23 protein-coding genes and 5 tRNA genes are annotated in these 23826 nt (G+C 61.1%); 7 read left to right on the forward strand and 21 right to left on the reverse strand.

All coding sequences use genetic code 11. The features are described 5' to 3' along the window. Nucleotides 1-2: 2 nt before the first annotated feature. From P8A24_RS04945 to thrS, 7 genes are read right to left on the reverse strand one after another with little or no spacing between them, the layout of a single operon-like run. A complete protein-coding gene (locus P8A24_RS04945; RefSeq protein ID WP_278057520.1) occupies nucleotides 3-569 on the reverse strand; it encodes an NUDIX hydrolase in 567 nt (188 codons plus the stop codon). Then, complete coding sequence (locus P8A24_RS04950) at nucleotides 566-1735, reverse strand: PrsW family intramembrane metalloprotease (protein WP_278057521.1); 1170 nt, start codon at nucleotides 1733-1735, stop codon at nucleotides 566-568. Before P8A24_RS04950 ends, P8A24_RS04945 begins: the two co-directional genes overlap by 4 nt. 9 nt (nucleotides 1736-1744) lie before the next feature. Then, on the reverse strand, nucleotides 1745-2281 hold the full coding sequence (locus P8A24_RS04955; RefSeq protein WP_278057522.1) for a hypothetical protein: 537 nt from the start codon (nucleotides 2279-2281) through the stop codon (nucleotides 1745-1747). Continuing rightward, nucleotides 2278-3402: a glycosyltransferase family 4 protein gene (locus P8A24_RS04960; protein WP_278057523.1), complete on the reverse strand. Its 1125-nt coding sequence runs from the start codon at nucleotides 3400-3402 to the stop codon at nucleotides 2278-2280. The genes P8A24_RS04955 and P8A24_RS04960 overlap by 4 nt, the downstream gene beginning before the upstream one ends. After that, entirely contained in the window at nucleotides 3399-4358 is a 960-nt protein-coding gene (locus P8A24_RS04965) for a phosphatidylinositol mannoside acyltransferase (protein ID WP_278057524.1), read from the reverse strand. The genes P8A24_RS04960 and P8A24_RS04965 overlap by 4 nt, the downstream gene beginning before the upstream one ends. Then, nucleotides 4345-4989, reverse strand: a complete 645-nt coding sequence (gene pgsA / locus P8A24_RS04970; RefSeq protein ID WP_278057525.1) for a phosphatidylinositol phosphate synthase — start codon at nucleotides 4987-4989, stop codon at nucleotides 4345-4347. The genes P8A24_RS04965 and pgsA overlap by 14 nt, the downstream gene beginning before the upstream one ends. A gap of 10 nt (nucleotides 4990-4999) precedes the next feature. Continuing rightward, nucleotides 5000-6952, reverse strand: coding sequence for a threonine--tRNA ligase (thrS, locus tag P8A24_RS04975; RefSeq protein ID WP_278060216.1), 1953 nt, complete (start codon nucleotides 6950-6952; stop codon nucleotides 5000-5002). A gap of 277 nt (nucleotides 6953-7229) precedes the next feature. Here thrS and P8A24_RS04980 point away from each other — a divergent pair, with 277 nt between their 5' ends. From P8A24_RS04980 to P8A24_RS05005, 6 genes are all read left to right on the forward strand, one after another. Further along, nucleotides 7230-8612, forward strand: a complete 1383-nt coding sequence (locus P8A24_RS04980) for an L-serine ammonia-lyase (protein WP_278057526.1) — start codon at nucleotides 7230-7232, stop codon at nucleotides 8610-8612. Between the two features lie 243 nt (nucleotides 8613-8855). Beyond that, nucleotides 8856-9149, forward strand: coding sequence for a YerC/YecD family TrpR-related protein (locus P8A24_RS04985; protein WP_278057527.1), 294 nt, complete (start codon nucleotides 8856-8858; stop codon nucleotides 9147-9149). Nucleotides 9150-9242: 93 nt separating this feature from the next. After that, a complete protein-coding gene (locus P8A24_RS04990) occupies nucleotides 9243-10046 on the forward strand; it encodes a transporter substrate-binding domain-containing protein (RefSeq protein ID WP_278057528.1) in 804 nt (267 codons plus the stop codon). Nucleotides 10047-10108: 62 nt separating this feature from the next. Then, a complete protein-coding gene (locus P8A24_RS04995) occupies nucleotides 10109-10762 on the forward strand; it encodes an amino acid ABC transporter permease (protein ID WP_278057529.1) in 654 nt (217 codons plus the stop codon). A 3-nt stretch (nucleotides 10763-10765) separates the two neighbouring features. Next, nucleotides 10766-11518, forward strand: coding sequence for an amino acid ABC transporter ATP-binding protein (locus tag P8A24_RS05000; protein ID WP_278057530.1), 753 nt, complete (start codon nucleotides 10766-10768; stop codon nucleotides 11516-11518). A gap of 52 nt (nucleotides 11519-11570) precedes the next feature. Further along, a complete protein-coding gene (locus P8A24_RS05005; protein ID WP_278057531.1) occupies nucleotides 11571-13499 on the forward strand; it encodes a hypothetical protein in 1929 nt (642 codons plus the stop codon). Nucleotides 13500-13908: 409 nt separating this feature from the next. Here P8A24_RS05005 and P8A24_RS05010 read toward each other — a convergent pair whose 3' ends face one another. From P8A24_RS05010 to P8A24_RS05055, 11 genes are all read right to left on the reverse strand, one after another. Next, the gene (locus P8A24_RS05010; RefSeq protein ID WP_278057532.1) at nucleotides 13909-14145 is read right to left on the reverse strand and encodes a hypothetical protein; all 237 of its coding nucleotides are present in this window, start codon (nucleotides 14143-14145) and stop codon (nucleotides 13909-13911) included. A gap of 116 nt (nucleotides 14146-14261) precedes the next feature. Continuing rightward, on the reverse strand, nucleotides 14262-14708 hold the full coding sequence (locus P8A24_RS08925) for a nucleotidyltransferase family protein (protein ID WP_370870576.1): 447 nt from the start codon (nucleotides 14706-14708) through the stop codon (nucleotides 14262-14264). Nucleotides 14709-14860: 152 nt separating this feature from the next. Continuing rightward, nucleotides 14861-17686 (reverse strand): class I SAM-dependent DNA methyltransferase, encoded by a 2826-nt coding sequence (locus tag P8A24_RS05015; protein WP_278057533.1) that lies wholly within the window; start codon nucleotides 17684-17686, stop codon nucleotides 14861-14863. Between the two features lie 51 nt (nucleotides 17687-17737). Next, nucleotides 17738-18253: a GNAT family N-acetyltransferase gene (locus P8A24_RS05020; protein WP_278057534.1), complete on the reverse strand. Its 516-nt coding sequence runs from the start codon at nucleotides 18251-18253 to the stop codon at nucleotides 17738-17740. Between the two features lie 75 nt (nucleotides 18254-18328). Then, complete coding sequence (locus tag P8A24_RS05025) at nucleotides 18329-18586, reverse strand: 50S ribosomal protein L7/L12 (RefSeq protein WP_278057535.1); 258 nt, start codon at nucleotides 18584-18586, stop codon at nucleotides 18329-18331. A gap of 35 nt (nucleotides 18587-18621) precedes the next feature. Continuing rightward, nucleotides 18622-18987, reverse strand: coding sequence for a PIN domain-containing protein (locus P8A24_RS05030; protein ID WP_278057536.1), 366 nt, complete (start codon nucleotides 18985-18987; stop codon nucleotides 18622-18624). After that, complete coding sequence (locus P8A24_RS05035; RefSeq protein WP_278057537.1) at nucleotides 18971-19423, reverse strand: type II toxin-antitoxin system RelB/DinJ family antitoxin; 453 nt, start codon at nucleotides 19421-19423, stop codon at nucleotides 18971-18973. The genes P8A24_RS05030 and P8A24_RS05035 overlap by 17 nt, the downstream gene beginning before the upstream one ends. A 46-nt stretch (nucleotides 19424-19469) precedes the next feature. Then, nucleotides 19470-19542 (reverse strand) — tRNA-Gly (locus P8A24_RS05040). A gap of 29 nt (nucleotides 19543-19571) precedes the next feature. Beyond that, nucleotides 19572-19645 (reverse strand) — tRNA-Val (locus tag P8A24_RS05045). 13 nt (nucleotides 19646-19658) lie between these two features. Beyond that, a tRNA-Cys gene (locus P8A24_RS05050) sits at nucleotides 19659-19729 on the reverse strand. Between the two features lie 34 nt (nucleotides 19730-19763). Further along, a tRNA-Gly gene (locus P8A24_RS05055) sits at nucleotides 19764-19836 on the reverse strand. A 148-nt stretch (nucleotides 19837-19984) separates the two neighbouring features. Between P8A24_RS05055 and P8A24_RS05060 the strand changes: the two genes are divergently transcribed. Further along, nucleotides 19985-20056: transfer RNA gene (locus P8A24_RS05060), tRNA-Val, on the forward strand. Nucleotides 20057-20295: 239 nt separating this feature from the next. On the opposite strand, the gene P8A24_RS05065 is transcribed toward P8A24_RS05060, so the two are convergent. From P8A24_RS05065 to P8A24_RS05075, 3 genes are all read right to left on the reverse strand, one after another. After that, the gene (locus P8A24_RS05065; RefSeq protein WP_278057538.1) at nucleotides 20296-20952 is read right to left on the reverse strand and encodes an ABC transporter ATP-binding protein; all 657 of its coding nucleotides are present in this window, start codon (nucleotides 20950-20952) and stop codon (nucleotides 20296-20298) included. Next, nucleotides 20949-22649: an ABC transporter permease gene (locus tag P8A24_RS05070; protein WP_278060217.1), complete on the reverse strand. Its 1701-nt coding sequence runs from the start codon at nucleotides 22647-22649 to the stop codon at nucleotides 20949-20951. The genes P8A24_RS05065 and P8A24_RS05070 overlap by 4 nt, the downstream gene beginning before the upstream one ends. A 93-nt stretch (nucleotides 22650-22742) precedes the next feature. Then, on the reverse strand, nucleotides 22743-23810 hold the full coding sequence (locus P8A24_RS05075) for a thiamine ABC transporter substrate-binding protein (RefSeq protein ID WP_278057539.1): 1068 nt from the start codon (nucleotides 23808-23810) through the stop codon (nucleotides 22743-22745). Between the last annotated feature and the right edge of the window lie 16 nt (nucleotides 23811-23826).

Consider the following 23826-nt stretch of genomic DNA (forward strand, 5'->3'; position numbering starts at 1 on the left):
GCCTACGCTTCCGTGATCTCCATCACCGTGCCATCCCAGTTGGCCCAACCTCGCGCAAACCCAGCCAAGCCTTCAGGGTAAAACGGCACACCGGCGTCGGCGGACTCTATTTCCTCCGGCGAAAACCAGGCATAATCGTCAAGAAGTTGTTCCTCCAACGCCGTCAGCGACGTCCCACGCAACTCGTCGATACGCGCACGCTCTTCCTCACTGACGTGGAGAATGAAAAACTCTTCATCTTGTTTGCGCGTCTCGAGGGCAAAACGAAACGTGGCGTGGCGAATCAACACCGGGCCCACCAAACGCACCGGGTCCACCGCGAACCCCGTCTCCTCACGGAGTTCGCGAGCCGCACCGTCGGCAGAGCGCTCCCCCGCCTCGAGCCCACCACCTGGCGTGAACCACCAGCGGTGATCAGGATCGTCGAAATCATGGCCGAGAATCAAGAAAATCCGCCCCTGTGGGTCGACGACCACCACGCGCGCCGCCGAACGGTGCGGGAAGCCATCGCCGTCAAGTGGCCACTCGGCGGCCAACTGCCGTGCACTTTCGTCAGACGTCTCGCTCAAATGAAGACCTCCCTCAACTTCTGAATATGTGCCAAGTGCTCAGCTTGCGCCAACTGCACGCTCCGGCGGCTCTCAGTGCCGCGCCGGATCGCCCGCGCCCGAAGATGCCCAAGTTTAAGCAGTTCCCGGTGCATCTGCCGCATCGCTGCGGCTCCTGAATCCGCAGAATACCCCTTCGCTTGCGCTCGCTTCGCCGCCCATTCCTTCGAACGTCGCCGCTCCGCGAGAGTCATCGTGAATGCCAGCTCCGTCGCAGCTATCTGCCCGGATTCCACGAACGGCGCTAGCCCGGAACGTACCGACTCTTTCTCTTCACGGTGAGCGTAGAGCACCATCACCACTGCGATCAGCGCGATCGGCACCGTATTGAGCAGCTTGTACATGCCATACGTCATCCCGTGCCAGCCAAGCGCATTATTGTTGAGGAAGTGGAACACCCACGCGCCCACCAGGCCTGGGATCGCCCACACACCCATCATGATCCGCCGCCTGGAATACTCCGCGAACCCCAGAAAAAAGCCGAAAAATGCTGTGTAAGCGTCGTGCGAAAGTGGCGAATCAAGGAAGCGAACCTGGAACGTGTTCGACAGCGTGGCCGCATACTCGGTGAAATACAAAACATTTTCCGTGAAAGCGAATCCCGCACCGATGAGTGCGCCGTACACGATGCCGTCAGCGGGCCCGTTGAAGGCACGCGAAAAAGCCACGAAAATAATCATCACGCCAAGCCCCTTGATGAGCTCCTCGGACAGTGGCGCTCCGTAGGAGGCCACCCAGGCGGTCACCTCGAACTCGCCGGCACCCTGCGGTAAGAATAGCGGGGCAATCCCCTTTGACCAGGCGTTCAGGAACAACGCGCCGAAAACCGCAGCGCCACCTCCCCAGGTGAGTGCCACGAAGTAGAGCGCACCGGGCTCGGGCTCCCATGAGTCGATCACCCACACAAAGACCAGCGTAAATGCCAGCGGAATCAGCGAGATCGCCACCGAACGCGCTACATCCACGTTCGCGGCGTGCGCGAAGAGAACGGGCCATGCCCAGGTAAGCGCAGCGACCGACGCCAGGACGAGAAGAATGACAACCACGGCATCGCGGGGACGTACCCGCACCGGCGACTTCCACGCTTTACGAACCTCCGGACGCGCCGGGATGTAGCTACTGATCATGGCACCGCCTTACTCATCATCGATATCGACAGTGACGGGTGCGGGCGCTGAGCCGTGCAGGTGGAATACACGAACAAGCAGGTTTCCTCGTACTTTTCGCGCACGCGAGACTTTCGAATTGTGGAACCTACGTGCCATCCTCACGCGGTCGCGCGCCTGTTCAAGCGGCGCGATCGAAGTGTCGAGCTCGTCGACAGTGAGCCGCAGCGCCCGTGACAGTTCCGATTCCAGGGCCAGCCGGTTAGCCGACGTCGGTGGCTGGGCGCCGTCGATCGAGATCGCGTCCAGCCCGTCGTCAACGATCGGAAACATCGTGGCGTCAAGGACGTTCGTGGCGGCGTCGGCGAGGACCATCGCGCCGGCGATGTCCAGTTGCCCGGATTGCGCAGCGGTGAGCGCCGCGTGCGCGCGTTCATTGAGGGCGTTTTCGAGCACGCGCCGGCTTCGAGTGACGGCGCGGTTGAGGTTATCGAGTTTGCGGGCGCGGAACACGACGGCGACCGCGAGGACGACGACGATGACGGCGATCGCAATGAGCCACTTCATGGGCGAGTCTTCCCTTCTGCCGAGGCGATCGCGGTGTCGTACACCGAGAGAATTTGGGACGCAACGGAGGACCAGTCGTAGCGCCATGCCTCCGCTTTCGCAGCCTCGGCAATCGAGGCACGCTGGGCAGGAGCGGCGAGAGCCTCGACGAGAACCCGTGCGAGATCGGCACTGTTCTCGTTCGCAAAGTGCGCACCGAATTCGCCCTCGCCAAGGACAGCCCGGAAGGCTGGAATATCCGAAGCGACGATGAAGGCTCCGGCGCTCATCGCCTCCACGAGGATGATGCCGAAGGACTCGCCTCCCGTGTTGGGCGCAATGTACGCATCCACGGACGCAAGGAGCGCCGCTTTGTCCGCGTCGGAGACGGGGCCAAGGAACGTGACGGCGTCGCGATCCGATCCGAACAGCTCGGCGGCGGCGTCGGAGTCGCCTTTACCCGCAACGAACAGACGCACGCCCGGGAAACGCGCCCGCACCTGCGAGAACGCTCCAGCAAGCACACCGAGCCCCTTGCGCGGCTCGTCGATGCGGCCAAGGAAGGCGAGCGTTGGCTCGGTAGAAGAACCAGTGAAGCGCTGGTCACGCTCCGCCTCCAGATCGCGCACGAACACTCCGTTGGGGATCACCCAGGCGTCGCCGCCGAGGTGCTGAACCATCGTGCGCCGCGCCTCCTGCGAAACGGCGATACGGGCCTCAATCTTGTCCAGGAGCGGCACAATGAACGGCGAAGCCAGAGCGAGCATGCGCGATGTGTCCATCGCCGTGTGGAACGTCGCCACCACCGGGCACGATGCGCTCATCAGCGCCAGCATCGACACTGACGGCGTGAACGGCTCATGCACGTGGAGCACATCGAATTCGCCGTCGCGCAGCCAGGTACGCACGCGGTGGTTGACTTTCGGGCCGAACGCGAGGCGCGCCACGGACCCGTTGTATTTGATCGGGATCGCACTTCCCGCGCTAACGACGAAGGGCTCGAGTTCGGCGTCGGGGCCGGCGGGCGCGATGACGGACACTTCGTGGCCACGCGCGATCAGTTCCTTCGCAAGGTCGCGAATATGGAACTGCACTCCCCCGGGAACGTCCCAGGAGTAGCCGCATGCGATGCCGATCTTCAACGTTCCCTCTCTTCTTCTCGTGCGTGACGCCGGGCGAGCCGGGCCTGGTCTAAGTCTTCCACAAACACTTTCTGGAGCATATGCCAGTTTTCTTCGCGGCCGGGCAAGTACGCACCGACGGCGTCCATCCAGGCCTGGTTCATGCGGGCAAGGTCTGTTTTTTCGTCGAGGGCGAAGTTCGGCTCGATCGACTCTCCGACGACGATGTGGATTCCTGCGGACGTACCGGCCCGACGTCGGCGCGCACGATCCGCGATACGTTCCGATTCGATGAACACGGGAAACATTGGCACGCGACGCCGGCGCGCGAGGAGCGCCGCGCCGACCGCTACCCTGATTGGCCGACCGAGCAGATTGACCTCGATGCCTTGAGCCGACAGATCACGATCACACAGAAGTGGCACGAATGTTGGACGCGCCATATCGGCTTCGAGGGAGTGAATCGCACCTTGTCCCTTGACGCCGTGGTAGATCGTCATTCCCATGTTTCGCCGAAGATCAAGGAAATAGTTGGCTACTTCGGGCGGCTCCAGTTTTTCCGCGATGGTGTGAACGGGGGCAAGGTTGCGCGTGGCCCATGCACCGGCGAGGTCCCAGTTTCCCATATGAAGCAAAGCCGCGGGGATGGCCACTCCTGAGTTGAGGTACGCGGTGAGGCGTTCCTTGCCGGAGATTCGCACGCGTGCGTCGATCTGTTCGCCGCTTAGGTGCGGCAAGCGGAAGATCTCATAGTAGTAGGCCATATAGGAGGCCATCGCACGTCCACCGCGGGCGCGCTGTGCGAGCTGCGAGCTGAGCGGACGGATGCGTTGGAGGTTACGCCTCAGCTGGCGGGCGCCGGCCATGTTTGACCAGCCGATGAGCCTGCCGGCAAACCGCGCAGTGAAACGCCCGAGCGGCTCGGGGATCACCCGAGCCGCTCGGGTCGCACGCTCGAATACTTTAACGCTCGCCACGTTTTCCGCCCGCGGCCTCCTCGGCCAAAATCTGGGAACGCACGTACATCATGCGCTGGCCAACCGTGAAAAGTGAAGCGGCCGCGATGAGCCACATCCCGGCCACGAACAGCCAGTGGCCGAACAAGAGCGAAAGGATCAGTGTGACGCCGACCGCCACCAAGCGATCCGCTCGCTCTGCCAGCCCGACGTCGGCCTTCTTCCCGATCGCCTCCGCACGCGAACGCGCATACGGCACGATTGACCCGATCAGCCCCGCTGCGATCGCACCTGCGATCCCCCACGGCCGCGCACCGGCGTCGGCGTGCAGGTACGCCCACATCGCGAGCGAACCAAAGATCGCGCCGTCAGCGAAGCGGTCCATCGTCGAGTCCAGGAATGCTCCCCAAGCGGAGGCCGTGCCCGTCGCTCGCGCGATCTGGCCGTCGAGGTTATCGAAAATCACCAGGATCGTGGTGACCACAATCCCCCAGATGAGATGGTTCGTGGTGAAGAATGCCAGCGCCGACGCCGACGTGGCAATTCCGCCCACCAACGTGGCCGTGTTCGCCGAAATTCCGAGTTTCACCGCCGCCCGCGCAAACGGTCCAAAGATCACCTGCGCGAGCGGACGGCCACTGCGAGAAAGCATGCGCGCTTCCTTACTGGTTCTCGTGCGAGTCGATTGCCGAAACGATGCGCTCCACGGCCTCGTCGATTGCGATGCCGTTGTGCTGGGAACCATCTCGCAGGCGGAATGACACGGCACCAGCCTCAGCATCCTCGCCACCGGCAATCAGCACGAACGGGATCTTTTCCTTCGAGGCGTTGCGGATCTTCTTCGGGAAACGATCGTCGGAGGTATCGACTTCCACTCGCACGCCCTTCGCGCGCAACTTCGCAGCAACATCCTCCAGGTAGCCGACGAACGGCTCCGCCACCGGGATGCAACGCACCTGAACCGGGGCGAGCCACGCCGGGAATGCGCCCGCATAGTGCTCGGTAAGAACGCCGAAGAAGCGCTCGATCGAGCCGAAGAGAGCGCGGTGGATCATCACCGGGCGCTGGCGCGAGCCGTCCGGAGCCGTGTACTCGAGTTCGAAACGCTCCGGTAGGTTGAAATCGAGCTGGATCGTGGACATCTGCCAGGTGCGGCCCAGGGCGTCACGCGCCTGAACCGAGATCTTCGGGCCGTAGAACGCCGCGCCCTCCGGATCTGGAACCAGATCGAGGCCGGACGCATCCGCCACTTCCTGCAGGGTGCGGGTGGCTTCCTCCCAGATCTCGTCGTCGCCAACGAACTTCTTGGGATCCTTGGTGGACAGCTCAAGATAGAAATCGTCCAGACCGTAATCCTTGAGCAGCGAGAGCACGAAATCGAGGAGCGAGGTGAGCTCGTCCTTCATCTGCTCGCGGGTGCAGTAAATGTGGGCGTCGTCCTGCGTGAAGCCACGTGCACGGGTCAAGCCGTGGATCACGCCCGACTTCTCGTTGCGGTAGACGGTACCGAACTCGAACAGGCGCAGCGGAAGTTCACGGTAGGAGCGTCCACGGCCGCGGTAGATGAGGTTGTGCATCGGGCAGTTCATTGGCTTGAGGTAGTAATCCGCGCCCTGCTTGGTGATGTTGCCCTCGGTGTCGCGCTCTTCGTCCATGTGCATCGGAGGATACATACCGTCCGCGTAGAAGGAGAGGTGGCCGGACACCTCGAAGAGGTTCTGCTTGGTGATGTGCGGGGTGTTCACAAAGGAGTAGCCTGCCTCGAGGTGCCGCTTGCGCGAGTAGTTCTCCATCTCCATGCGGATGATTCCACCCTTGGGGTGGAACACTGCCAGTCCGGAGCCGATCTCGTCCGGGAACGAGAACAGATCGAGCTCGGCGCCGAGCTTGCGGTGATCGCGGCGCTCCGCTTCCTTGATGCGCTCTTGGTAGGCAACCAGTTCGTCCTTCGTGGGCCATGCGGTGCCGTAAATGCGCTGGAGTGAATCGTTATTCTGATCCCCGCGCCAGTAGGCGGCCGAGGAACGCGTAAGCGCAAAACCGTTGCCGATGAGCTTGGTGGACGGCAGGTGCGGGCCGCGGCACAGATCGCTCCACACGGTTTCGCCCTTGCGGTTCACGTTGTCGTACATGGTGAGCTCGCCGCCGCCCACCTCGATCGAGGCGCCATCGGCGTGAGAATCGTGATCGCCCTTGAGGGAAACGAGTTCGATCTTGTACGGCTGATCCGTCAGCTCACCGAGCGCCTCCTCTTCAGAAACAGCGCGGCGCACGAAGCGCTGGCCTTCCTTGACGATGCGCTTCATATCCTTTTCGAGGTCCTTGAGCATCTCCGGAGTGACCGACGGGATGTTGCCAAAGTCGTAGTAGAAGCCGTCCGTGATGAACGGGCCAATGCCCAGGTTCACTTCAGGGAACTTGTTCTGAACAGCCTGCGCGAGCACGTGCGTGGTGGAGTGGCGAAGAATGTTCAGGCCATCTTCGGAGGCGATATCCACACCTTCGATTGTTGCGCCGTCCAGCCCCTCGAGCGACGTGTACAGATCCTTGAGCGTCCCATTCACGCGGATCGCCACAATATTCTTCTGCCCCTCGAAGAGGTCTGCACCGGTCATTCCCTGCGAAATCTCGTGAGACTGCCCGTCCAACATGATGTGTGCCAATGGATTCCTCCTGGTAAAGCCCCACGCCATACCGGGGCGCCGGGCATTTTTGTGATAGCGAAACTATCCTACCTGCTGAGCTGCGACATCGGCGCTTCACCTCCCGCGCGCTTGCTCACCTTTTCGCGAAACCCGCGCACCGACGTCGCGAACGTGGCTCCCGACGTCGGTGCCACCCGAGCCTGCGTCCCACCTGCACACGCTCGCGAAAACGCGTTACTCTTTCCTCATGGCTTTGAGCGTTTTCGATCTGTTTTCTATTGGCATTGGCCCGTCGTCTTCGCACACGGTTGGCCCGATGCGCGCGGCCGCGATGTTCCTGGAGTCGCTGGGCGATCTGACGCAGGTGGAGCGCGTGGAGTGCCGCCTGTACGGCTCGCTCGGCGCAACGGGAGTTGGCCACGCTACCGATAAGGCAGTGATGATCGGCTTGATGGGCGAACAGCCGGAAACTGTGGATCCCAAGCGCGTCACTCCCCTCGTGCACAAGGTTGAGGAGGAACTCGCCCTGAACCTGGGCGGGGTGAAGGTGATCGATTTCCCGCCCCAGCGCGACATTATCTTCCTGGGACGCGAGGAGCTGCCCGGGCATCCGAACGGCATGACGCTCGAGGCATGGAACGCGGCCGGAGCGCGACTTGCGTTCACGACCTACTATTCGGTGGGTGGCGGTTTCGTCGTGGAGGGCGACGTGACGCCGGACGAGCCCGTGATTGCCGACGAGCACCCCGTCCCCTACCCGTTTAGTACCGCGGCTGAGTTGCTGGAGATTTGCGACCGCGAGAACCTCACGATCGCGCAGGTCGTGATGGCGAACGAGCTCACCTGCCGGACGGAGACGGAGGTTCGCGAGGGCCTGATGGAGATTTGGCAGGTGATGAAGGATTGCGTGACCAACGGCGTCACCTCCGATGAGGGGATTTTGCCGGGGGTTTTGCGCGTACCGCGGCGTGCGCCAGCGCTCGCGGCGAGCCTGAAGGAGCGCGACGACGCCGGTGATCCGCTTCGCGGGCTCGATTGGGTAACTCTGTTCGCGCTTGCCGTCAACGAGGAGAATGCGGCCGGTGGGCGCATCGTCACCGCGCCGACCAATGGCGCCGCCGGGATTATTCCGGCCGTCCTGCACTATTACATGAGTTTCTGTGAGGGCAGTGACGAGGGCGTGATCGAGTTCCTACTGACGGCTGCGGCTGTGGGCATGATCGTGAAGAATAATGCTTCGCTTTCCGGCGCCGAGGTGGGGTGTCAAGGTGAGGTCGGTTCGGCCTCATCGATGGCTGCGGGAGGAGTGACAGCGGTGCTCGGTGGCACGCCGCACCAGGTGGAGAACGCTGCCGAGATCGCGATGGAGCACAACCTCGGGCTCACCTGCGATCCGATTGCGGGCCTGGTACAAATTCCGTGCATTGAGCGCAACGCGGTGGCGTCCGTGAAGGCGCTGACGGCAGCTCGTACCGCGCTGCGCGGCAACGGCGAGCACATGGTGTCGCTCGATGAGGTGGTGCGAACGATGAAGGAAACCGGGCGCGACATGCAGGTGAAGTATAAGGAGACCGCCCTCGGCGGGCTTGCAGTTCACGCGGGAATCCCGGTCTCGATTGTGGAGTGCTGAACTGACCGATTTTTATTGGGGTGCTGGTTGAGGCGAACCAGCACCCCAATTGTTCACCCATGATCCGCGCCACGTCATCCGAAGTCCGTATACCACGCGCATCCCATTTCCGTGCCATAGATGCACGCCAGCCGCGCAAGTCTTCACCCCTTGCGCTTCATCTCGCTAAAGTGCTAAAGTGGCACGCGTTGAGCAAACCGAGCTCCGACGTCGGCGGGAAACCGCACTTACGAAAGGCAACCTATGGAACGCAAAATCGGCCAGCTTTCGCAGGCAATCGCGGATCTCGAATCTGCCGACGCTGTGCGCGCGTTCCTTGAGGACCTGTGCACGATCCGCGAAATCCAAGACATGGCCCAGCGCCTCGAAGCGGCCCGCATGCTTGAGGACGGAGCGTCCTACCAGGAGGTCAGCGACGAGCTCGCGATCTCTTCGGCAACCATCGCCCGCGTGAATAAGGCTCTCCACTACGGCGCCGGCGGCTACAAGGCTGTGCTCGCCCGCCTCGGCTCGCAAAAGTCTCGACACGAGGGCTGAAACCTGCATACTGCACGGGCTGGCACTGTCCCAGCCCGACGCCGGTGTACCCGATTCACCTCCCTTCCCCACTTTTTCTCGTTAGGACTTTTCATGAAATTCGCAAAGCTCGCTGTCCTCGCAGCCGCTGCACTCCTCGCCCTCGGCGCCTGCAGCCAGAGCGCCACGACCAATTCCTCTCCCGAACCTGGCATGGAGTTCGCCGTCGGCTTCGATCAAAGCTATCCACCCTACGGCTTCATCGGCCCGGACGGCAACTACACCGGATTCGATCTCGATCTCGCAGCAGAGGTTGCCAAGCGCAACGGCTGGACGTACAAAGCCGAACCTATCAACTGGGATACGAAAGACGCCGAACTCGAGACCGGCGCGATCACCGCAATCTGGAACGGCTTCACCATGGAGGGCCGCGAAGGCCAATACACCTTCTCAGATCCCTACATGCTCAACGGCCAGGTGGTCGTGGTCAAGGCAGGATCCGGGATCAAGGATGTCGCTGGCTTGAAAGGAAGGAACGTGGTCACCCAGGTCGATTCGGCCGCGCTCGATGTCCTCACTGGCGCCCAGAAGAAAATCGCAGATACCTTCGGTTCCCTCCAAGAACGCGACAACTACAACACCGCGTTCATGGAGCTCGAATCCGGCGCTGTAGACGCCGTCGCCTGCGATCTTTCCATCGCCCAGTTCCAGATGGCCGCGAACCCGGGAGCCTACTTCCAGCTCCCTGATCCACTCTCATCCGAGCACTACGTGGTGGCGTTCAAGAAGGGGCGCACGGAGCTCGCCGCCGCCGTCACGAAGACTCTGCGCGAAATGGCAGCCGACGGCACCGTGGAAAAAATCGCGAAGAAGTACGAAAAAGACGGCCTGTCTGACAAAAACTGGCTCCTGAAGTAAGCCCCGCATCGAGCGCGCGCCGTGCACCGGCGTCGTCGTTCTCAACGAAACGAGAATCCCCCATGACTATCTCAGTAATGCTCACCGGCCTGTTGCAGGGCCTGGGCCTGTCGATCGCGATCTTCGTGCTCACGCTGATCGGTGCGCTCCCCCTCGGAATCCCGATCGCGTTCGCACGCATGAGCACGATCGCGCCGCTTCGGTGGCTCGCCCGCGCCTATATTTCGATTATGCGCGGAACGCCGCTCATGCTGCAGATGCTCGCGATCTATTTCGCGCCGTACTACGTGTTCGGGATCGAGCTGAACTCGAACTCGAAGTTCATCGCGGCCGTGGTGGCGTTCATCCTCAACTATGCGGGCTATTTCGCGGAAATCTACCGTTCCGGTTTGGGATCGATTCCGCGCGGGCAGTGGGAGGCTGCCGACGTGCTCGGCTATACGCGCGCCGGTGCGTTCCGGCGGATCATTTTCCCGCAGGTGATTCAGCGCATTCTGCCCGCCACGGGTAACGAGGTGATCACGCTGGTGAAAGATACGTCGTTGGCGTTCTCGCTGGGCATCTTGGAGATGTTCTCGATTGCGAAGGCGCAGGCCGCGGCGAGCGCGTCGATGCTGCCGTTTATCCTGGCGGGCGTGATTTATTGGGTGGTCAACTTCGGCGTGGAGATTGCGCTGGGGCGGATCGAGAAGCGTTACAACTACGAGATGGTGTGAAAAATGAGCGTTGTTTCTGTACGCGATGCGCGTAAGCGGTTCGGTTCGCAGCCGGTACTCAAGGGCGTGAGCCTGGAGGTGGCCGAGGGCGAAGTGGTGGCGATTATTGGACCGTCGGGTGGCGGAAAATCCACGTTGCTGCGTTGCCTCACCCTGCTCGAGCGGCTCGATTCGGGCGAGCTAACGTATGGCGAACTCGAGGTGGCCTCCGACGACGCCGGTGGCGCGCGTTACGCCGACCGCTCGGTTCTCGCCCAAGCGAAGGCGCGTTTCGGGCTGGTGTTTCAAAACTACAATCTCTTCCCGCACATGAGCGTGCTGCAGAACGTGATGGACGCGCCGATCCACGTGGCCGGGCGCGAGAGGCGCGAGGTTGAGGTGCAGGCGCGTGCCTTGCTGGCCCGGATGGGTTTAGAGGGTGCGGCTGAGAAGATGCCGAGTCAGATCTCGGGAGGGCAGGCGCAGCGCGCGTCGATTGCGAGGGCGCTGGCGATGCAGCCGGACGTTCTCTATTTTGACGAACCGACGTCGGCGCTCGATCCGGAGCTGACGGCAGGCGTGCTCGGCGTGATACGCGAATTGGCCAAGGAACGAATGACGATGGTGATCGTGACCCACGAGATGGCATTCGCACGAGAGGTGGCCGACCGCGTGGTGTTCCTCGACGGCGGAGTGATCGTGGAGGAAGGCACGCCGCAGCAGGTGTTTGATGCCCCGCGCGAGGCCCGCACAAAGGCGTTCGTGGCAGGGGCATAGCGCGCCGCGGTAGCATCGTGGGGTGACTACTCACCACACTCACCGTTCTCGTTTGCCTGAAAATACCGAGGCTCAGCGTCGCGATTGCTGGCGCCGTCTCGTTGTGATTGGCGCGATCCTGATCGCCCTGGCGACGGGATGGGGCGCCTCGCTCCTGGCCCAGCAGTTCGCGCCGGAGCCGGCTCCCCTACCATCGGCGTCGTCGTACTCGCATGAGGAGTACGCGAAACTGGAGTGGAAGTACGAGAGCGCCCAGCTGTGGATTGCGCGGCAGGCTCACGCGACGGGGATCCTCGCGGGAGGCATCGCGCTGGTGCTCGCGTATGTTGGCCTCGACGCGGCACGCCAGAACGCGATCCAGCGACGCCGGTTCCTGGGCCTCGCGGCGCGCTCCCGGCGCGAACGCCGCGCGGCTCTCGCCCGCGCACGCAGGCAGTTTACGCAGGCGAGCTCACAGATAGAGGAGCTGAGTTTCCTCCCGATCTTGCCGAATGCGACGAGCTCGGTGGAGGTTCGCGAGCGGGCACTTGCTCGTTGGAACGCCCGTTACGTCGAGTTTGCGCGCGCGATGTTCGCGGCGAACGAGTTTTCGGATCGAGAGCTGATCTCCGATCGTGAGCTCGCGTTGCTGACGAGGATCGTTTCGCTCGCGGATCTCGTCGAACGCACCACCGCGGATCTGCTGGGCGGCAATGAGGTGGCGCCGGAGCTGACGACGCCGCCCGAGCCCGTTTCCTCATCAGCAGCGACTGTGCCGGGCGCTCCTGAGCACGTACCACCAACGCCTACAGCCGAGCAGACGACCGATGCACCGCACCCGGCCACGCCGATGCTTGCGCCACCAGCCGACGGCGCCGGCGCACCGCCGTCGCTCCTCATGCTCCCCTCCGCAAAGTTCTCGCTCAATCCGCGGGTTGTGGCGTGGGCGTTTCCGCTCGCGGTCGCGTTCGCGGCAGTTGGGGTTTTCGTTGCGCCGGGCGTGTTCACTCCGCGCCTGTTCCCTCACTTCCCCACGTTCGTTCCGACCGATCCGAATGCTAGATTCCACGCCACTTATCCCGCAGCCGTGATGGTGAGTTCCCTATGGTTCTACTTCCCCGCGCTGGCCACGTTGGGCGTGGTGAGAGCGGTGGTTGGTGCTGTTCGCCGCAGGCGCGCGGAGCGGGCGGAGATCGCGACGACGCTGACCGCGTTGGCTCTGCAATACGATTCGCTTCAGCTCGAGGGCCTGCGTCTCGCCGTCGACGCCGGCACGTACAGTGCGCAAGCAGAGCGCCGGTTTTCGATGTGGCCGACGTCGTACGTGCGCGGCGTGCGTATCGCGAACGATCCGGATTCAAGCCATCGCAGGAAGCTCGCCGCGGTTCGAATGCTTCGTGCACAGGCGGAGAGCCTGTGGCGGATCGGGCCGATTCTCGACGGCGAGCTCGAGGCATCGCGTCTGCTCGACGACGAGGTCACCACGATGTATGCCCTGCTCTCGGCGGTGAAGTCTGCGCAGGTTTCAGAGCTGCTTGAGTTCGCGAACCGTCGTACTCACGTGAGCCTGGATCCGGCGTCGGCGCTGACCGAACTGGATGCGATTGCGCGCGAGGAGGGCGTGGCCCGCCTGTGGCGTCAGCTTTTCGTGGCCGAAGATACGCTCTACAAAGCCTATATTGATCGGCTGGCCTCGAAGCGTCACGCGTTGAGCGGGCGCCGCAGGGAGGCGATCTCGGAAGGTTTTGCGCGCGCCTCGCTGATCGGGCGCGATTCGCTCACGCAGCCGCGGCTTGTGCGCGAGGAGCCAGAATTTCGGTATTCAGTGCGCGAGTTGCGCGGGCCGTTGCTTGCGCGCCTGGCCGCGCGATGGGCCGCCTGGCGCACACGCCACGCCGCCGCCTCCGAGCTGATCATTTTTCTCGTGTGGTGCGCAAGCGGTCTGGTCTTTATGATCGCCGGATACGCCACTCTTGCCCTGTTCCTTGAAGCCTTCGGCTGACGCTACGCCTGCACCAGCCGCCGTGAGCTCTCGTTACACCAACATGAACGCATTGCCTAAGCTTCGGTCTTCGTTAGCCGACGATACGCTTTCACAAACTGTTTTGCGAACGAAATCCGGTACGTCACGGAGCCCCCCCCGGGAGATTAGGCAGACGTGGAGCTGTGGAGGAAAGCCAGTGCATCGTCGATGCAACCGCAATTCTGGGTAGCGCCCTGATGGCAATCACGTTCAAAGTAACCGAGCCGCTGTTGGATCACCTGACAGATAACAGCTCACACGATTCATGATGCCTTTTGCCAAGAGATACTTAACTCAAGCTCTGCGCCGTTCGCTTCGATCACGGCTCGCGAGCTGCGGCTTCGTCGTCGGCGGAAAGCTCGCGCAAAACCAACGTCGGCATCTCTGGTTACGCTTCTTTCGTCAACTGGCCAGCACGCTGGTAAGAGACGCCGAGCAACATCCCGATGTCACGCAACGTGATGCCCTCTTCCTGCAAAACGCGAGCGGCCTGGCGGTACTCACGAGCGCTACGAGCATTGGCTTCCTCAGCGACACGACGCGATTCTTTTGCGCTCTCCATCGCATCCGTGAAAGCACGCGGCAAGCGCGGAACAACATGAATACCAACTTGGTCTTCTGCCACACCTGCAAGGTAAACGATTGGTATGACAAACCTGCGGCCGCAGCAGCAGCCTTGCGGATTTTGATCACTTGCCTACGCTTCGTCTGAGAATTCCACCCCGAGAGAGACACGCAATTCTAGAGCAGGGTAGAACTCCCATGGCCGAATATGCTCACTGCTCGTTCCTCTCCGCCGTCGCTTAGGCGATCGGCGATTGCCGTCCCGTTGTCGGATCGGTGACCATCAGCGACGAGATTCCGAAGGCCTGAAGCTCGCATCACAACATTTCCATCTGCGGGATCCATATCAACCAAAATGTCAGTATCGCTTTCAGGCCCGGCCGGCCCCCGTGCCACGGAGCCAAACAAGCGAGGGTTAGTCGCATGGTATTTCTCAAGAAGCATGCGAATCTCATCTGAGCGCGACTCGAGACTCGCGCGTAACGCCCGAGTCTGAGAAGTTACAAATCCATCGCCTATACGGCAACAATATCGAACCGCTTGCACACTGACAACGCCGAAGAACCAACAACGCCCCGCGTCGCAACGTACGGTGCATATGGCGCAGGTAAGGGCTCGTAGCATAAAACCACCCCAGCGGCGTTCAGCTTGTGCTACTCGGACGTCGGTAGTCCAGCTTTTTAACCGGTGGAATTTATCGAATCGATTACCGCCACATTTTTACCGCCACATGGCGGTAAAAATAGAATCGCTACGAAAAGTAGCTACCGCACGGCTTAGCGGTTGACGGCGTGGTTGTAGAGCTCGAATAGGTGGGCGACGATCTGCTCCTCGCTCACCCCCGGCTCGAATCCGTAGGCGGCTTCCACGGCAACGTCGAGACGGCGGTGAGCCGCGACGAGCTGCGGGAACAGGAACTTGTGCTTCGGATCGTACATCTGGGCAATAGTCGAGTCCGGGTAGAGAGCGCGAGCGTCGAGAACCGCCTGCCCAGCCGCTTCGATCTCCGCGCGTTGCTCCGACGACGGCGTTGGCCAGATGAAGTTGTTGTAAACGACGCCAGCGGAATACCGATAATCACTCTTCAGCCTGCCTGCGACGGTGCGCATCCACGCGTTATGGACACGGGACTGTAGCACGCCGAAATGATAATCCTCGGCATCCTGGATCAAAAACACGAGATCACTGGCGAAAGTCCCCTCTTCAAGTATCCCCATCGGGATGTAATCGCGCCGTTCAGAAGACACTTTCGGCACAAGAATCGAGCGGCCAGACGGAATGTTTTCCACATGGAAACGAGTTGGAGTGTCGGCGATTTTTCGCGTTGGAGCACTCTTGGACTCAAGACGATACTGCCGCACAGCCTCTACCTGCTCCAAAACTCGCGGCATCGACAGCAAATCAGACGGCGAACAGTCCCCCGCCCACAGCACCCATCGCTCGATCCCCTTGATAAATTCCTGTGAGCCAAACCAGCGATGGAACAGCGACACAGCTCGAGGCTCTTGGCTTAGAAAGTCCGCTTTTTCGTCGGGTGTAAACAGGTAGAAACCTCCATCAATCGGCTTATTCCCAATCCCCATCGTTGGCACGTCACACAGCGGTTTGCTCCGGCTCCATACAAACACATCCGGAGCGTCCTTCAGGTAGGCGTTGAGCTGCGCCGGATACGCCAACTCGGGCACCGCCGTCGGCGAGGCGTAGTGCCACAGGCGCTTTTGCCCGCTGAGCTTCGAAAAGCCAACAATCACGCAGAAAACCGCTGCAGAATCCGTCGATTCGTTTGTCCATTTAAAGGTATCGTGAGCGAAATCGATTCGAACGCCCAGATCGTAAATCGGGCTCCATACGTTTGCCACCTGCTCACCTTGGCAGATCGAGTTGGTCGAGACAAAGGCAGCTCGAACCGGATGCTCACCCATGTACTGAGCCGCTTTCATATACCAGCCAGCGACATAATCAATATTTCCAGCATTACGCTTGCCCGAATACACCGCCTCAAGCTCGGCCTTTTGTTCCTTCGTCTGGTAACGCGCACCGCGAAACGGCGGGTTGCCGATAATGTAGCTCGCTTTGCTGGGCGGGAGTACACTCTCCCACTCCATCTGAAGAGCGTTACCCGCAACAATATGAGCCTTGTCGGCAAGAGGGAGATCCTCGATCTGCTGGGTCACGATTGTTTGCGCTTCGGCGTTGGCCTGAAGCTCCGCGATCCACAGGGCCGTCATCGCCACATTCACCGCGAAATCATTGATCTCGATCCCATAGAACTGGTCCAAGCTCACCTTCAACGGCGTGCCGATCTCCTCGAACACCAGCGAGGTCTGCTGATGAGCCAACTCCGCGAGAACCTTGTTCTCCAAGCGGCGGAGCCAAATGTACGTCTCTGTCAGGAAATTTCCACTGCCACAAGCAGGATCGAAGAAGGTCAGCGAGCCCAATTTCTCGTGGAAACGGCGCAACTCGCCGTTCCGCTTCCTTTCTGACGCACCGGCGTCGGCGAGGATATCATCCAGCTCTGCCTTCAAGCCATCCAAAAACAGCGGGTCGATCAGCCGGTGAATATTCTCTGGGCTCGTGTAATGCATACCGCCGCTACGGCGAGTCTGAGGATTCAGGGTTGACTCGAAGACGCCACCAAAAATCGTCGGCGAAATCTTCGACCAATCCGTCCCGCGGCTCACCTCGTTCAAAAGCACCGCTAGAATCTCGTCCGTGAACGGCGGAACCTCCACCACTTCCTCGAACAAGCCACCATTGACATACGGGAACGCCTTCAACTCGTCTGAGGCGTACGGATCGCGATTCTCGGGCTTCGTCCGCAAATATACGAACAACTCCTTGAGCGCACCGCGCACCGAACGCGCCTGCAAGCCATCCAAATAACGGAAGAAAGCATCCTTCGGGAATAAACCCGCATCCTCCGCGAACAAGCAAAACACCAGCCGCACACACAACACATTGAGCGAATGAAGATTCGCCGGCTCATCCGGATCCGCAAACTGCCCACGCAGCAAATCGTAGACCTTACCAATCAGCGCACCGGCGTCGAGAGAAACCCGTGCCTCGCGCTCGATTCGCCGACGCTCCGGATCCTTCAAAAAATCCAGCAAATGAAACTGCTCGGGAAGCTCGTCCAGCCGGAACGACGTGTAATGGTTCGCCGGATCCTCCACATCCAAATCGTGGATCCGGAACTCTTCAAAATTACACACGATAATGAAATCCGGGCGCTGCGAATTCGGCAGCGTATCCGCATATCGCTTCACCTGCTCGAACGGCGTCACCATCACGTTCTGGCGCAACTCCGGCTTATCCAGATCCACACCCAGCGACTTCTGCTCGATCATCGTCTTCGCTTCAGGCACCCACACGTCAATAAATCCGCCGGCACTAGTGCGATGCTCGAAGCTCGCCGACGTCGTCGTATCTTCCAAGCCCACAACCGTGCGCAACAACTCGAGCCAGAAGGAGTGCGTATCGCCCTTCTCATAGCCGCGGCCCGCCCACTTCTCCGCGAAAGTAGCAGCTGCCGCCTTCCGAGCCGCCGATCGCGCGGCCACGCTCAACTGAGGCTCTTCACCGGTAACGCGTACGGACATGCGGGATCCTTTCGATGTGGAACGCGAGGCTCATTCCTCGCGTGTCCTATTTTATTGCACGAGCGCGATCCAGTACCTGCGCACTCGTTCGCCGTCGAACTCGCGCACGTCTTCTAGCACGCCGCCGTTCGCTTCGATCACGGCTCGCGAGCCGGCGTTCGTTTCGTCGAAGGTCACGAGCACACGATCGAGCCCGAGTTCGCTTGCGCAGTAGCGCAGCGCCTGGGCGAGGATCTCGGTTCCATAGCCCCGACGTCGGTGCGCGGGCAGCACTGCGTAGCCGATATGCCCGCCGCGGGCGAGCAGGTAGTCGTTCAACTCGTGGCGGACGCTCACGCGCCCCACGAGCTCGCCGCCCACAAACGCACCAAAAAACGTTGCAGGAACGAAACCGTCAGGAAGATTAATACCCCGCCTCATCTCCTCAAGCTCGTGCATATACTCGACCCACGGACGCGAGGAATCCCCCAAAAGAAACTCGAAATCGTCCCCCAACAACTGGGCGTGGGCGGCGCGAGCAGCCGCTTCGTCGTCGGCGGAAAGCTCCCGCAAAACCAGCTTCAGCATTGAACGCCTTTCTCTGTGTCTCGAGCAACTCTCGAAGACGCGCTCGTTTGCGCAGGCCGAAACTTCGTCGGCCACTCACGGAACCGAATCGATCGCTTTCTTTGCCGTCACCAGATCGGCCCCCGTGCGCACCCTATACGCCTTGATCGCCTCAACCTGACGCCCTTGCATCGCGAGAGCACGTTCCTGCGTCGTCACCGCGTACGGATCCTTCTCCGGCCGCATGCCTGCTTTGTTCATCTGTACAAGCAGACGCTCAATCGCCTCGCGCTGACGGACAACCTCCGCTCGAAGACGTTCGATTTCTCGTGCTTGATCAAACCACTTGCCCATCGGTGTTCCTCTCGCAGTAAACAATGAAGTATTAGCTACTGTACACCGAGGAGCTTGTTGAGTTTCTTATCGAACGTAACGATACGCTCAGCCAAAACGCGCGAACGCGCAACCAGAACCGCATCAACAAAATCGATGCGATCTTCCGCAAATACCCGCAAGGCGACGAGCACAACCGCTCTGTTGTCCACGTCCACCTCATCAAGAAGCTGCGTCAATGCCTCAGCAATGTCACGCCGCGAAAGCTCGTAAACTCCAGACAGCACATAGACAACTTCAGCAACGACCTCGTCGACTGTGTATGCGCCAGCACGAATGGCAGCCTGTGCACGCTCAGCCTGCTCGGGGACATCGTCAAGGAGGTACCTCAGGATAACATTCGCATCAACGAGCACCGGCATGCTTTGCCTCCATGGCGGCCTCGAACGCGTGCGACTCCTTGGCACGCTTGGCGGGATCGGCAGCTGCGCGGAGAATCCCACGCGCACCCCCAGTCTGTTCGCGTGACGCATGTATAGCGAATGGGTATCCCTGTGCGTTGATCGACTGCACAGCAAACACTCGAACTGCTTCGGCGAAGCTCGTTCCAAGCCCCCGATAGAGCTCCTCCACCCGTTCTTTCACTATTCCGTCCATTCGAACTTGTAGCGTTGATTCTTTCGCCATCAACTCCCCCTTTCCAGATGAGACAAATATAATACGGCGTAATGCAAACGTAAATAGCCGGGCAGGGAAACCATCCAGAACGACAGACAGAAGATGACGGCGCCGCAGAGGAATACGAAAACAGCCGAAGAAGGCGAGGAAGTAGCGGGCACAAAAAATGACGATGCGCATAGGTTAAACCAAAGGAATATACACAACACTGTGCGAATAAAAAGAGAGCGGATGACGGGGCTCGGACCCGCGACCTCCACCTTGGCAAGGTGGCGCTCTACCAACTGAGCTACATCCGCAGAGAAACGCCGCCGAAGCGGCGTTTCAGTGGGCGATACTGGACTCGAACCAGCGACCTCTTCCGTGTCAAGGAAACGCGCTAACCAACTGCGCCAATCGCCCATATTCAATTGAGAGGTGGGTACGGGATTCGAACCCGTGTATACGGCTTTGCAGGCCGCTGCCTCGCCTCTCGGCCAACCCACCAGGTGGTTGAAGCGGTTGCCCGCTTTGGCCATCGAGCGGATGACGGGGCTCGGACCCGCGACCTCCACCTTGGCAAGGTGGCGCTCTACCAACTGAGCTACATCCGCATTGCTTTTTGGGGAACACCCCGCAACGAGTAATTAATTTACACGCATGTAACCCAATCGTCCAATCCGCGTTCCGTGACCTGCGCCACGCGGTTTCAATTTGATCGAGGGGTGGATTGTTGGCTATTCTTTTCGAGTGCCCAGCAAGGGGCGATTAGCTCAGTGGTAGAGCGCTTCGTTCACACCGAAGAGGTCACTGGTTCGAACCCAGTATCGCCCACAAGGAGAAGCCCGAACGGCGTAGCCGTTCGGGCTTCTCCTTGTCTTCTGGAGCCGCGCTCGCGCGAGCGGAAGAATGACACGGCAAAGCCCGCGCTGACGTGAAACGTCAGTGAGGGCGCCGAACTTGTGCGTAAAATCCGCAGGATTTTACAAGCACCGCAAGAGATCGTCGCATATGCGACGATCTCTTTTCGTATGCGCATGCCCCGAAGGGTTTTGCTGGCACGGCAAGGTCCCCTAGCTTGCGAGCACGCCGTCGGCGATGCGGACCACACGGTCGGCGAGAACGTCAGCTTCGGCCGGATCGTGCGTAACGAACAGCGCTGTGGTGCCGTGCCCTTTGAGAATCTCGCGAATCTCCACAGCGAGCCGGCCGCGGAGTTCTTGATCGAGTGCGGAGAGCGGCTCGTCGAGGAGCATGACGCGCGGGCGCGGAGCCAGTGAGCGCGCCAACGCCACGCGCTGGGCTTGCCCGCCGGAGAGTGTGGCGACGTCGCGCGGCCCGTATCCTTCAAGTCCAACGAGTGCGAGCATTTCTTCCACGCGCGCCTTGCGCTCACCGGCATCGACGCCGGCCATCTCGAGCCCGTACGCAATGTTGCGTTCGACGCTGCGCTGTGGGAAGAGGAGCCCGTCTTGAAACACCATCCCCACCCCTCGCTTGTGGGTGGGCACTCCAGCTACGGATTCGCCGTCGATCAGCACATCGCCGGAAGCGATCGGTTCGAGCCCCGCAACAGCGCGTAAGACCGTGGATTTTCCGGAGCCGGACGCGCCGAGCAACGCAACGATTTCGCCGGGAGCTGCGCTCAGCGAAACGTTTTTCAGCGCCTCGTACCCATCCGGGTAGACGAGCGAAATATGGCGGATGTCCAGGCCGACGGCGGTGTTCATGCTCTCTCCTTTCGTTGATTGCGCGCGGGCGCGCTGGCTCGTTCAACGCCAAGCATCACCAGACCGGTGACCACGCACAACAACACAGTGCCAGCGTAGGCCATGCCTTGATCGGCAGCACCTGCGCGGGATACGAGCCGGTAGATCATGACGGGAAGGGTCGGATCGCGCTGGAGCACCAGGAACGACGTGGCGGAGAACTCCCCGATGGAAATAGCGAATGCGAAGCCTCCAGCGACGCCGAGTGCGCGGGTCACTACCGGCCCCTCCACGACCCAGAACGCACGGAAACGATTCGCGCCAAGCGTAGCGGCGGCGTCGTAGAGGCGCCTGTTCACTCCCCCGATCATTGGCACGCAGGTGCGCACAATGATCGGGATGGACACGAGCGCCTGCGCGAGCGGCACAAGGAACGCTGAATCTGCGAGAAATCGGAGCGCCCCTCCGAGCGCCACGAGCATGCCGAAGCCGAGCGTGACCGACGAGATCCCAAGCGGGGCAACGAACAGGGCGTCGTAAAATGCGGTGACTTTCTCGAACGCGGCTGCGTGGCGGCGGAATTTTCGAGTAACGAGAAGCGACACGGCGAGCCCAAGTGCCACGGCGATCACGGTGGCGAGCACAGCCGACTGGAGCGACTCGAGGATCGAGGCGAGTACCGGAGCGTCGATCCCTTTCGCGGCTCCGGGAACCGTGAGGTCGGTGAAGTTCGCGAGCGTCCACTGGCCGTTGCGGCGCAGCGAGCGCACGAGCACCTGAACGAGCGGCGCAACAATGAGGAGTGCGACGACGGCGACGACGACGCCCAGGAGCGGCAGTTGCGAACGAGTGAGCCGACGCGGGGCACGAACGTAACGCGATGCAGCTTCGGCTTTCTGCCCGCGCTGGGCACGCCGAGACACCCACAGGGCCATGATCACGACGATCACCTGGAGGATCGAGAGCATGGCCGCAGCACCGAGGTTGAGAAACTCCGAGGTTTGGCGGTAGATCTCGGTTTCGATAGTGCGTGTGCGCGCGGTTCCGAGCACCATCACGAGCGAGTAGGACGTGGCGCAGTACAGGAAGACAAGCGTGGAGGCAGAGGCGAGCGCTGGCCGGAGCCTCGGCCATGTGACCGTCGCAAATGCGCGCAACGGGCTGGCTCCGAGTGTGCGCGCCGCCGCCTCATAGTTCGGGTTGAGCGCGCCCCACGCGGCGCCCACGGTTCGCACAAACACCGAGATGTTGAAAAACATCATGGCGAGCACGATGACCACGGGTGAGCCTTCCCAGCCGAGGGAGCCGAATGTTCCACCGGCGTCGTACAGGGAGCGGAACGCCATTGATACCGCGATCGTGGGCAAAACGAAGGGGAAGACGATCAGGAAACGCAACAGGCCGCGCCCTGGAAAAGCGGTGCAATAAAGAATGTACGCGGCTGGCACGCCCACTATCGCGGAAAGAACCGTGCCCGCGAACGCGAGGCCGAGCGTCGTGACGAGGGCTTGGCCGGCGTTGGCCATGACAAGCAGGTCCGCGAGCGCGCCGATGCCCCCGGCGCCCCACGCACCTGCGATTTGTTCGAACCCGAGCACACTCAGATCCCACACGGGAATCACGAAGAACAGTACGAGGAACGCCGCGGGGATGATGGCCAGGAGGGCCCACACGGCGTGTGGGCCCTCCTGGCGTATCCGGCTACGCGAATCAATCATGTCCACGAATTACCTTTCTTGGCTCCGGGATCACCGAAACGCACAGCGAGAGTGTGATGCGCGTTTCGGCTTCACACCAAGCGGGGCATGCAATCAGAACAGCGCAGTGACCGCGGTGATCCACTTTTGCTTGTTGGCCTTGATGAGTGTCGGATCGAGCGGATCGCCAGAGTTCGGGCGCGGCGCGAACTCGGCCATTCCCTTGGGGAGCTCGACCGATTCGTCAATGGGGTAGGTAACGTTCTCCTCAGCATTCGCCGCCTGGGCCTGCGGGGTGGCGAGCCACTCGAGGAATGCCTTCGCTCCTGCGGCGTTCTTCGCGCCCGTGAGTACGGCGCCGTATTCCACCACCGGGTAGCAGCCGCCTGCAACGTTCGCGGTTGCCGAAGCATCGCCTGCCTCATTGATGGTCCAGAACGGCGAGGAGGCATACGACATCACGATCGGGTACTTGCCCTTGCCTTCACCCGCGGTGAAATCCACCTGGTAGGCGTCTGTCCAGGAGGCATCGACCTTCGTGCCGTTGCCCATGAGCTTAGTCCAGTAATCCGTGTAGCCATCTTCACCGAACTTCACGATTGTGGCCGTCAGCAGCGCGAAACCGGTATCCGACTTCGACGGATCCTGGATCACAGTAAGCCCCTTATATTCGGGTTTGATCAGATCCTCGAGGCCGGCGGGCGGGGTGAGGTTCTTCTCCTTGAACCAGGCGATGTCGTAATTGAAGCAGGCATCCGAACGATCCAGGGCCACCGCGCCTTCAGCTCCTGCAACCGCGTATTTTTCTGCGCCCGTGGCCGGCTTCGGAGCCGATTCCTTGTCGAAAACACCAGCTTCGCCCACCTGGAGCACGTTATTTGCGGTGAGGCCAACGACTGCATCGCCCACCGGGTTCGCCTTGGTCAGAATCAGCTTCGAATCGAGCGTGCCCGATTCCTCGCCGTTCACCAGCGTGACCTTGTAGCCAGTTTCCTTCGTGAACTTCGCAAGCGTTTCGTCCTTGAGCTTCCATGAGCCATTGGTGACAACCTTCACATCCGTGATTTTCTCAGCTGCGGCAGACGAGCTGGCCGAGGAACCCGACGTCGACGACGAGGTTCCGCACGCGCCCAGTACGAGAGCGGATGCGGCTGCCACGGCGGCAAACTTGACAAACTTCATTTTTCCTCCATGTTTA

Source organism: Arcanobacterium wilhelmae, assembly GCF_029632765.1.
In the GTDB taxonomy this organism is placed as follows: Bacteria; Actinomycetota; Actinomycetes; order Actinomycetales; family Actinomycetaceae; genus Arcanobacterium; species Arcanobacterium wilhelmae.